The following is a 6,338-nucleotide window of genomic DNA, read 5'->3' on the forward strand; positions in this document are numbered from 1 at the left end:
CCTTTGAGCACCTCGATGCGTTCGATGTTGTGCAGGTCGCGCACGTATTGGCTGTCGTCGCGAACGCCGTCCAGGTAGAAGTCGTTGCTGGCGTCGAAGCCGCGGATGCGCAGGCTGTCGAACCGTGTGTCGGCGCCGCTGCTGACGTTGGGTATACCGCTCAAGGCCTGGCCCAGGTCATTGGTGCCGTAGGAACGCAGGTTGTCGGTTTTTACCGAGTCGATGGCCTGGGGCACATAACGCACGGGTGTGGCGGTGCGGGTGGCGGTGCTGGTCTCCTTGACGCGCGGGTCGTCCTCGTCAGCTTCGGCGCTCACGGAGGTTTCCGGCAGGACAGTGGCAGCGCAGGTAAATCCGGCAGACAGCAGAACAGAGAGCCCAAGGGTCATGGGCGTCAGGCGAAGGGCAGGCATCGGGGTGTGTATCCAAAAAGGTTGGCAGGATAAAAGTGCGTTAATGGTAATGCTTACTATTTGCGCAGGTTATCTATTCCTGGGTGGACCTTTCTGAAAAATGTTACGGCGTATGTTTTTCAAGGGTATTCGACCGATTCTCGAAACAGTCTGAAAGCCGATCCGGGGTTTTTCCCAATTGTGCGTAAGACTAATCTGCCTGGCATCAATATCCATTGGAGCCCGTCATGTCGGCAGCCACACTTCACTACATTTACGACCCGCTGTGCGGTTGGTGTTACGGCGCCGAGCCGCTGCTGAGCGCCGCCCGGAGCGTGTTATCGATCCAGTTGCACGGCGGCGGCATGATGACCGGCGCGAATCGCCAATCCGTATCGCCGCAGTTGCGTGACTACGTAATGCCCCACGACCGGCGCATCGCCGAGTACACCGGGCAACCGTTTGGCGAGGCGTATTTCGAAGGTTTGTTGCGGGACCACGGTGCGGTGTTCGATTCAGCCCCGCCGACCAGCGCCGTGCTGGCCGCAGAAAAAATCGCCGGTCGCGGGCTGGAATTATTGGCGCGTTTGCAAACGGCGCACTACGTCGAAGGTCGCCGAATTGCCGATAAGGACGTGCTGCTGACCCTGGCCGAATCCATCGGTTTGGATCCCCAAGCCTTCACCGCCGCTTTCAGTGAAATCCTTGGCGCAGCAACTCAAGCGCACATCAATGACAGCCGCCAATGGCTGGCAAAAGTCGGTGGCCAGGGCTTCCCCACGCTGGCCCTGGAGCAGAATGGGCAGCTGCAATTGCTCGATATCAGCCCCTGGTTGGGCAAGCCAGAAGCCTTCGTTGAGTGGCTGAGACAAAGAGTCGCAATTTCGATTCAACCCACCCAATCGAGTGCACCAATGTGTGGCCTGCAGGGGTGTGCAGATCCAGGAAGTGCTTGATAGAGCCTTACGCAATGATGGCTATTTAATGTTTCTTAGACTTTTTTAGCCTAAATACAGAAGATTCACGAAATTGACACACAGTAAAGGGCGCGGATAGGATTCGCCCCAACGCCTGTGGCTAACCGCCATGACTTCCCCAATAAAAAAAGGCCCGCGGCATTTCACGTCGTCCGCGGGCCTTTTTTTATCTGGGAAAGTCGACACCAGAAAAGCAACACGGAGCCTGGTGTCACAGCGCGTACTCAACCAGTAATAAGGAATATAAGAAAATGTTGAAGCAACGGATGGGGCTGATCGCTCTGGGGATTTTGAGCGCTACGCAAGCAATGGCTGACGACCAATCCCAATCGAAGGGTTTTGTTGAAGACAGCCACCTGAACATCGCGGCACGCAACGCTTACATCAGCCGCGACTACAAAAACGGCAAGCAAGACAAAGCCGAATGGGGCCAGGGCTTCATCGGCAAGTTCGAATCCGGTTTCACCCAAGGCACCGTTGGTGTGGGTGTGGACGTGATCGGCCAATACGCCATTCGCCTGGATGGTGGTAAAGGTCGCAGCGGCGCTGGCGGTATCGACTTCTTCAAGCAAGGCGACAGCGGCGAAGCGGCCAACGACCTGGCCAAGGGCGGCGCTGCCGTCAAGGCACGCATCTCCAACACCGTGATCAAGTACGGTGATCAGATGCCAGCCGTGCCGGTCCTGGAATACGACAACTCCCGCCTGTTGTCCGAAACCTATACCGGTACCTCGATCGTCTCCAAGGAAATCGCCGGCCTGCAGCTGGACGCTGGTCACTTCACCAAGGAAGCTCGCAAGAGCGCCGAGGGTTCCGACAGTGGCGCGCTGAAAAGCATCGACTACATCGGCGGTAGCTACAAATTCACCGAAAGCCTGTCGGCAGCGCTCTACGCTTCCAACATGCAGGACGTGCTGAAGAAGCAATACGTCAACGTCAACTACGTGCTGGCCCTGCCAGAGAAGCAATCGTTGACCTTCGACTTCAACGGCTACAAGACCAAGCTCGACCGTAGCTTCGCCCTGGAAAACCAAGGTGACGCAGACGCTCGCGACAACAAAATCTGGAGCCTGGGCGCCACGTGGGCCGTTGGCCCGCACAGCTTCACCGTGGCTCACCAGCGCAGCACCGGTGACACCGGTTACCTGTACGGCGGCTACCGCAACGCAGGCGGCATCGGCGACGGTGGCAACACCATCCTGCTGGCCAACTCCTACTGGTCTGACTTCAACGGCAAGGACGAGCGCTCCTGGCAAGCAGGCTACGGCCTGGACTTCAGCGCCTTCGGCGTGCCTGGCCTGACCTACAACATCGCCTACGTGCGCGGCACCAACATTGACGACGGTTCCAACCGCGGCAGTGGCACCGAGCGTGAAATCTTCAACCAGTTCAAATACGTAGTACAGAGCGGCCCGGCCAAAGACCTGAGCCTGCGTGCCCGTGCGTCGTGGTTGCGCGTTTCCAACAACGCCAGCAACTACAACGTGGGTGGTAACGAGATCCGCCTGTTCGCCGACTACCCAATCAACGTTTTCTAATTGATTCGGCGTCGCGCCTGATTCAAGGCGATAAAAACCCCGACTGGTTCGGGGTTTTTTTATGCCTGCGATCAGCGCTTGCTGGCGGCTGCGATGATCACATCTGCGACCTTTTGCGGCTGCGACAGCATCGGCACATGGCTGGTTTGCACCACGGTGGTGGTGGCATTGATTTTCTTCGCGTAGGCCTGCTCCAGGCCCGGGTCGATCATGCGGTCCTTGGCGGCGACGATGTAATAGTTGGGTTTGGTTTTCCAGGCGGCGACCGTGATTTTATCGTCGAACGCCTTGCCCAGAATCGGCCCCTGGGTCACGGCAATCAGGTTGGCCTGGTCGGCAGGCAAGTCCTGGGCGAAGTTTTTCGCCACGGACGCGGCGGGCAAATACAAGTAGCCGGAAGTGTCGGCACTGATGGTCTCGATACCCGGCGGGGTTGGGTAGCCTTTCTCGGACTCGGCAGAGCTCTGGCCCTCGGACGGCGCGAACGCGGCCACATAAACCAGTGCCTTGACCTTGTCGCTGGTGCCGCCCTGAGTAATTACACTGCCGGCCCACGAATGGCCCACCAGAACCACCCGCCCACTCTGGGCATCAATCACCCGCTGGGCGGCGGCCACATCATCTGCCAGGGACGTCAGCGGGTTTTGCACCGCCACCACCTTCAAGCCTTTGGCCTGCAACAACGGAATCACCTTGTTCCAGCTGGAGCCATCGGCAAAGGCGCCGTGCACCAGCACCACGGTGGTGTCCGACAGCGCCGGGGTGGCGGCATAGGCCTGGCCGGTGAGCATCGCGGCGGACATCAGTGTAGGCAGCAACAGGGTTTTGACTGTGGATTTAAGCATGTGGGGCACGTCCGTAAGTGAGGGGTTATCGGCCAGCACTCAAGGCGTTTGCAGCCTGCCTTAAGCCTGTAGGCAAGACGCGCGGGGAGGGCGGTTATTCCAGGGAGCAGTAAAAAAAAACGCAGCGCCGGACGTCTCGATTGATTACATAGCATCACTAATGAAGTACTCCGCCCCGCCTTTATCCACCTCAAGCAACCTCTTAAATTGGCCTCACTGCCTGCCCACCATGTCGATGGGCAAGTCACTGGAGCCTTGTCATGCCATTTGTCAGCGTACGTATCACCCGCGACGGCGTTACCTCGGAGCAGAAAGCCCAGGTCATTGCCGAGATCACCGAAACCCTCGAACGCGTCCTCAACAAACGCCCCGACCTGACCCACATCGTCATCGAAGAAGTCGACACCGATAACTGGGGCTACGCCGGCATCACCACCACCCAGTACCGCAAACAGCTCGCGGAAAATCCGTCATGAGCACGCCTGTCACCATCGACTTCATCTCCGACGTGGTGTGCCCGTGGTGCGCCCTCGGCGCCACCGCCCTGGAGCAAGCCATCGACAACCTGGCGGGCGAAGTGAAGGTTGAACTGACCTACAAACCCTTCGAACTCAACCCTGACATGCCGGCCGAAGGCGAAAACGCCGTCGCCCACATGATGCGCAAATACGGGCGCAGCGCTGAAGAAGTTGCCAGCGGCAAAAGGATGTTGATGGAGCGGGGTGCGGCCATCGGCTTCACCTTCGACCTGGAAAAGCGCAGCCACTTCTACAACACCTTCGACGCCCATCGGTTGCTGTTCTGGGCGTTGCAGCAAGGGCGCCAGCTCGAGCTGAAAAAGGCGCTGTTGCGCGGGTATTTCAGCGATGGCCAGAACGTCAGCGACCACGAAACCCTGGCGCGTCTGGCCGCCGAGGCCGGGCTGGAAATTGAAAGCGCACGACGGGTGCTGGGCTCTACCGCCTACGCCAATGAAGTGCGCGAGCTGGAAGCGTTCTACCGCGAGCACGGCATCAACTCCGTACCGGCCATGGTCCTCAATGGCCGCCAGCTGGTCTCCGGGTCGCAATCCGTCAGTTACTACGAACAGATGCTGCGGGAAATGTCCGCCGCGGCTGCTTGAACCATCCCATTTTCCATATAGAGGTTTCATCATGAGCAATTCGAAAAAAGTCGTTGTGATCACCGGCGCATCCCAAGGCCTGGGCGCTGCTGCAGTGAAGGCTTACCGCGAGCTGGATTACCGCGTGGTTGCCACCTCCCGGTCGATCAAACCGTCGACGGATCCGGACATCCTCACCGTGGCCGGCGACATCGCCGACCCGGCCACCGCCGAGCGCGTCATCCGCGAAGGCGTAGCGCGTTTTGGCCGCATCGACAGCCTGATCAACAACGCCGGGATCTTCGTCGCCAAACCGTTCACCAGCTACACCCACGAAGACTACGTAAACGTGTTGGCGGTGAACCTGAACGGGTTCTTCTACATCACCCAACTGGCGATTACCGAGATGCTGAAACAGGGCGCCGGGCACATCGTCAACATCACCACCAGTTTGGTGGACCACGCGATTGATGGCGTGCCGTCGGTGCTGGCCTCGCTGACCAAAGGCGGGCTGAATTCGGCGACCAAATCGCTGGCGATTGAATACGCCAAGCGCGGGATTCGCGTGAACGCGGTGAGCCCAGGGATTATCAAAACGCCGATGCATGGGGAAGAAACGCATGCGGCGTTGGGCAGCCTGCATCCGGTTGGGCATATGGGGGAGGCGCGGGATATTGCGCAGGCGATTGTGTATTTGGAGTCGGCTGGGTTTGTGACGGGTGAGATTCTGCATGTGGATGGTGGGCAGAGTGCTGGTCACTAAGCGACGCGGTTGAACGAAAAACGCCCCGGACCGTGATGGTTCGGGGCGTTTTTTGGGTGGCGTGTAATGCGGTCAACCGACTGTTGTAGGGGCAACCTGCTCCAATGCCCGATCTGCCAGCAGTGAACTCAACTCGATCAATTGCTGAATTCCCAATGCCACTGCCCTTTGTGATCCTTCCAGCTCAAATGCCAGGTTCGAAACCATTTCGTTAGCCGACGAGAGGGTTTCTGCTGCATTGGCCAGCAGCGTTTCGGTGTCCACATCGGGACAACTCCCCGGTGTGGATCGGCTACGACCCCAGCCGCACCCGCGACGACGCCACCTGTGTGGTGGTGGCCCCGCCGCTGGAGCAAGGCGGAAAGTTCAGGATCCTGGAAAAGCACTCGTGGCGCGGGCACTCGTTCACCTTCCAGGCGGCCCAGGTCAAGAAACTGTGCGAGCGCTTCAACGTGCAATACATCGGGATCGATATCACCGGTGTGGGGTACGGTGTGTTCGACCTGGTGCGCGACTTCTTCCCGCGGGCCACGCCGATTCACTACAGCCTGGAAACCAAAAGCACGCTGGTGCTCAAGGCGCAGGACACGATCCAGGGCCGCCGCATCGAATGGGATGCCGGCTGGAACGACATCGCCGCCGCCTTCCTGACCATCAAGCGCGGCGCCACCACCAGCGGCCAGATCACCTACAGCGCATCCCGCACCGACGCCACCGGCCA

Annotated in this window: 7 protein-coding genes and 2 pseudogenes; 6 read left to right on the forward strand and 3 right to left on the reverse strand. The window is 59.2% G+C overall.

Going from position 1 to position 6,338, the window contains the following annotated elements:
- The coding region (locus HX846_RS06030) for a TonB-dependent receptor plug domain-containing protein (RefSeq protein WP_178965131.1) at positions 1–413 on the reverse strand (413 nt) is incomplete at its 3' end.
- Between the two features lie 227 nt (positions 414–640).
- Here HX846_RS06030 and HX846_RS06035 point away from each other — a divergent pair.
- Together HX846_RS06035 and HX846_RS06040 are read left to right on the forward strand one after the other, a co-directional pair.
- Positions 641–1,348 (forward strand): DsbA family protein, encoded by a 708-nt coding sequence (locus HX846_RS06035; RefSeq protein WP_102367902.1) that lies wholly within the window; start codon positions 641–643, stop codon positions 1,346–1,348.
- Positions 1,349–1,620: 272 nt separating this feature from the next.
- Positions 1,621–2,907, forward strand: coding sequence for an OprD family porin (locus HX846_RS06040; RefSeq protein WP_003218115.1), 1,287 nt, complete (start codon positions 1,621–1,623; stop codon positions 2,905–2,907).
- A 71-nt stretch (positions 2,908–2,978) separates the two neighbouring features.
- On the opposite strand, the gene HX846_RS06045 is transcribed toward HX846_RS06040, so the two are convergent.
- Positions 2,979–3,752 (reverse strand): alpha/beta fold hydrolase, encoded by a 774-nt coding sequence (locus tag HX846_RS06045; RefSeq protein WP_178965132.1) that lies wholly within the window; start codon positions 3,750–3,752, stop codon positions 2,979–2,981.
- A 260-nt stretch (positions 3,753–4,012) separates the two neighbouring features.
- Here HX846_RS06045 and HX846_RS06050 point away from each other — a divergent pair, with 260 nt between their 5' ends.
- The 3 genes from HX846_RS06050 to HX846_RS06060 are packed head-to-tail and all read left to right on the forward strand — an operon-like array spanning position 4,013 to position 5,617.
- Positions 4,013–4,228 carry a 4-oxalocrotonate tautomerase family protein gene (locus tag HX846_RS06050; protein WP_003218111.1) on the forward strand — a complete coding sequence of 72 codons (216 nt, stop codon included), beginning with the start codon at positions 4,013–4,015 and terminating at the stop codon, positions 4,226–4,228.
- Positions 4,225–4,875, forward strand: coding sequence for a DsbA family oxidoreductase (locus HX846_RS06055; RefSeq protein WP_177009289.1), 651 nt, complete (start codon positions 4,225–4,227; stop codon positions 4,873–4,875). Before HX846_RS06050 ends, HX846_RS06055 begins: the two co-directional genes overlap by 4 nt.
- A gap of 31 nt (positions 4,876–4,906) precedes the next feature.
- Positions 4,907–5,617 (forward strand): SDR family NAD(P)-dependent oxidoreductase, encoded by a 711-nt coding sequence (locus HX846_RS06060; RefSeq protein ID WP_003218108.1) that lies wholly within the window; start codon positions 4,907–4,909, stop codon positions 5,615–5,617.
- Positions 5,618–5,689: 72 nt separating this feature from the next.
- Here the strand turns inward: HX846_RS06060 and HX846_RS06065 are convergent.
- A pseudogene (locus HX846_RS06065) lies at positions 5,690–5,887 on the reverse strand (DUF6124 family protein); the annotation flags it as partial.
- 2 nt (positions 5,888–5,889) lie between these two features.
- On the opposite strand from HX846_RS06065, the pseudogene HX846_RS06070 reads away from it, so the two are divergent.
- Positions 5,890–6,338, forward strand: a pseudogene (locus HX846_RS06070) (terminase); the annotation flags it as partial.

The sequence above is a fragment of the Pseudomonas sp. K5002 genome (assembly GCF_013386655.1).
GTDB lineage: Bacteria > Pseudomonadota > Gammaproteobacteria > Pseudomonadales > Pseudomonadaceae > Aquipseudomonas.

Coding starts and splice junctions, on each gene's coding strand:
- HX846_RS06055 (WP_177009289.1), top strand. CDS start 4,225: ATGAGCACGCCTGTCACCATCGACTTCATCTCCGACGTGGTGTGCCCG.
- HX846_RS06060 (WP_003218108.1), top strand. CDS start 4,907: ATGAGCAATTCGAAAAAAGTCGTTGTGATCACCGGCGCATCCCAAGGC.
- HX846_RS06050 (WP_003218111.1), top strand. CDS start 4,013: ATGCCATTTGTCAGCGTACGTATCACCCGCGACGGCGTTACCTCGGAG.
- HX846_RS06045 (WP_178965132.1), bottom strand. CDS start 3,752: ATGCTTAAATCCACAGTCAAAACCCTGTTGCTGCCTACACTGATGTCC.
- HX846_RS06035 (WP_102367902.1), top strand. CDS start 641: ATGTCGGCAGCCACACTTCACTACATTTACGACCCGCTGTGCGGTTGG.
- HX846_RS06040 (WP_003218115.1), top strand. CDS start 1,621: ATGTTGAAGCAACGGATGGGGCTGATCGCTCTGGGGATTTTGAGCGCT.